Raw genomic sequence first — 2,103 nt, forward strand, 5'->3', positions numbered from 1 at the left:
TCGGGATGGCCGTCGGCGGCGTACCAGCCATGATGCCGCATCTCGCCTTCGAGCTGCCCGGCACCCCAGCCCGCATAGCCGAGCGCCATCAGCCAGCGGCTTGGTCCCTTTCCTGCCGCTATGGCGCGCAGGATATCCATCGAGGCGGACAGGGCGCAGAGCGGCTGGACCATAAGCGTATCCGTCCCGCCCCAATCGGTGGAATGCAGGATGAAGCCGCGCCCCGGCTCGACCGGCCCCCCGTGCAGCACCGCACAATCGGGCGACACACCGGGATCGATCCCGAGTTCCTCCAGCACTTCATGGAAAGTGACGCCATCGCGCTCATGCCCGATGCCGATACCGAGCGCACCGTTTTCGTCATGCATGCAGATCACGTTGACCGATCGCTCGAAGCGCGGGTCGAACATGCCGGGCATGGCCAGCAGGATTCTTCCGGAGAGGTATTGTTCCTGGGTCACATTTCCGAATGTAGGCGCTTGGCGGGCTGGGGCAAGAGCGTTCCCGCCAGGCGCGAGAGTGCTTCCCCGCCGCGCTCCGGCGGCCTATGCACATCCTATTAGCAAGGAGATTGCCTCTGTGAGCCTGCTGTTCGCGCTGCCTGAAACACCCTCCATTCCCATCCAGGGCGAGGATGCCCGCTTCCCGGTTCGCCGCATCTTCTGCGTCGGGCGCAATTACGAGGCCCATGCCCGCGAACTGGGCAACGTGGTCGATCGCGAAGCCCCGATCTGGTTCACCAAGGCCCCCGCTGCGCTCTGCCATACCGGCGCAGTGATCCCCTACCCGCCGGGCACGGCCAATTGCCACTACGAGATGGAATTCGTCGCCGCCATCGGCGCGCCGGCGTTCCGCGTCTCGCCCGGCGAGGCGATGGACGTCGTGCTCGGCTATGCCTGCGGCCTCGACATGACCCGGCGCGACCTGCAGAACGCGGCGAAGGACAAGGGCTATCCCTGGGATACCGCCAAGGACTTCGAGAACGCCGCTGTCATTGCCCCGATCACGCGCGCCGAAACATTCGGCCCCATCGCCGGGCAGCGCATCACGCTGTTGCAGAATGGCACCCGGAAACAGGACGCCTCGCTCACCGAAATGGTCTGGTCGCTGCCCGAGTTGATTGCCGATCTTTCGCGGATGTACCATCTGGCGCCCGGTGACCTGATCTACACCGGCACCCCGGCCGGTGTAGGCGCGGTTGCGCCGGGCGATGCGCTGGAAGGCGCTGTCGCAGGGCTGGAACCCGTGCGCCTCACCATCGGCGCGGCGGAGTAAAGGGCGATGCGGGCCGCAATCTATCCGGGCGGCGGCGGGCCGGTCACGATCGAAACCCTGCCCGATCCCGAACCCGGCCCCGGCGAGGTCCTGCTGCGCGTGCAACGCTGCGGCATCTGCGGCACCGACATCTCGATGACCAAGGGCCAGAGCTGGGACTATGCGCCCGGGCAGTTCGGCCATGAATACGCCGGCGAAGTCGTGGCGCTGGGCAAGGGGACGCAGCGGCTGAGCATGGGCAGCACGGTCGCGGTGATCCCGGCGCTGGGCTGCGGGCATTGCCCGGCGTGCAACCACGGCGATAATCCGATCATCTGCACCAGTCCGCATCCCGCACTTGGCGGCTTTTCCGAATTTGTCGCGGTGCCCGAATCCGTCTGCACGCTGCTGCCCCAGACGCTTTCGCTTTCCGATGGCGCCCTGATCGAACCGCTGGCGGTCGGGCTTTACGGCATGCGGCGCAGCAAACTCATGCCGGGCGAGACGGTGCTCGTGCTCGGCGGCGGCACGGTAGCACTCTATGCGATCTACTGGGCCCGGCGCATGGGCGCGGGACGCGTTATTGCCGCCTCCCGTTCGCCCCGCCGCCGCGATCTGTGCCTGCAGATGGGCGCGGATGGCTTCGTCACATTCGGCGAAAACGAAATGGGCGAAGCGGCCGAAGCGCTTGGCGGCCTGCCCGATGTGGTGATCGAGGCCGTCGGCGTTGAAGGCATGCTAGACAAGGCCGTGATGCACGCCCGCCCCTACGGCCGCGTCATCTCGCTCGGCTTCTGCACCCATCCCGACCCGGTGCTGCCGGCAATGGCTTCGTACAAATGCGTCACC

The 2,103-nt window shown here is 66.7% G+C and carries 3 protein-coding genes; 2 read left to right on the forward strand and 1 reads right to left on the reverse strand.

The genetic code is table 11. The features are described from left to right. Window positions 1-461, reverse strand: a 461-nt coding sequence (locus tag ACE3N6_RS19155) for a YqgE/AlgH family protein (protein WP_374247415.1), incomplete at its 3' end; no start/stop codon positions are given. Between the two features lie 118 nt (window positions 462-579). Between ACE3N6_RS19155 and ACE3N6_RS19160 the strand changes: the two genes are divergently transcribed. Together ACE3N6_RS19160 and ACE3N6_RS19165 are read left to right on the forward strand one after the other, a co-directional pair. Beyond that, window positions 580-1,275, forward strand: a complete 696-nt coding sequence (locus ACE3N6_RS19160) for a fumarylacetoacetate hydrolase family protein (protein ID WP_374247416.1) — start codon at window positions 580-582, stop codon at window positions 1,273-1,275. 6 nt (window positions 1,276-1,281) lie between these two features. After that, the coding region (locus ACE3N6_RS19165; RefSeq protein WP_374247417.1) for an alcohol dehydrogenase catalytic domain-containing protein at window positions 1,282-2,103 on the forward strand (822 nt) is incomplete at its 3' end.

Origin of the sequence: Zoogloea sp. (genome assembly GCF_041904905.1) — a bacterium.
In the GTDB taxonomy this organism is placed as follows: Bacteria; Pseudomonadota; Gammaproteobacteria; order Burkholderiales; family Rhodocyclaceae; genus Zoogloea.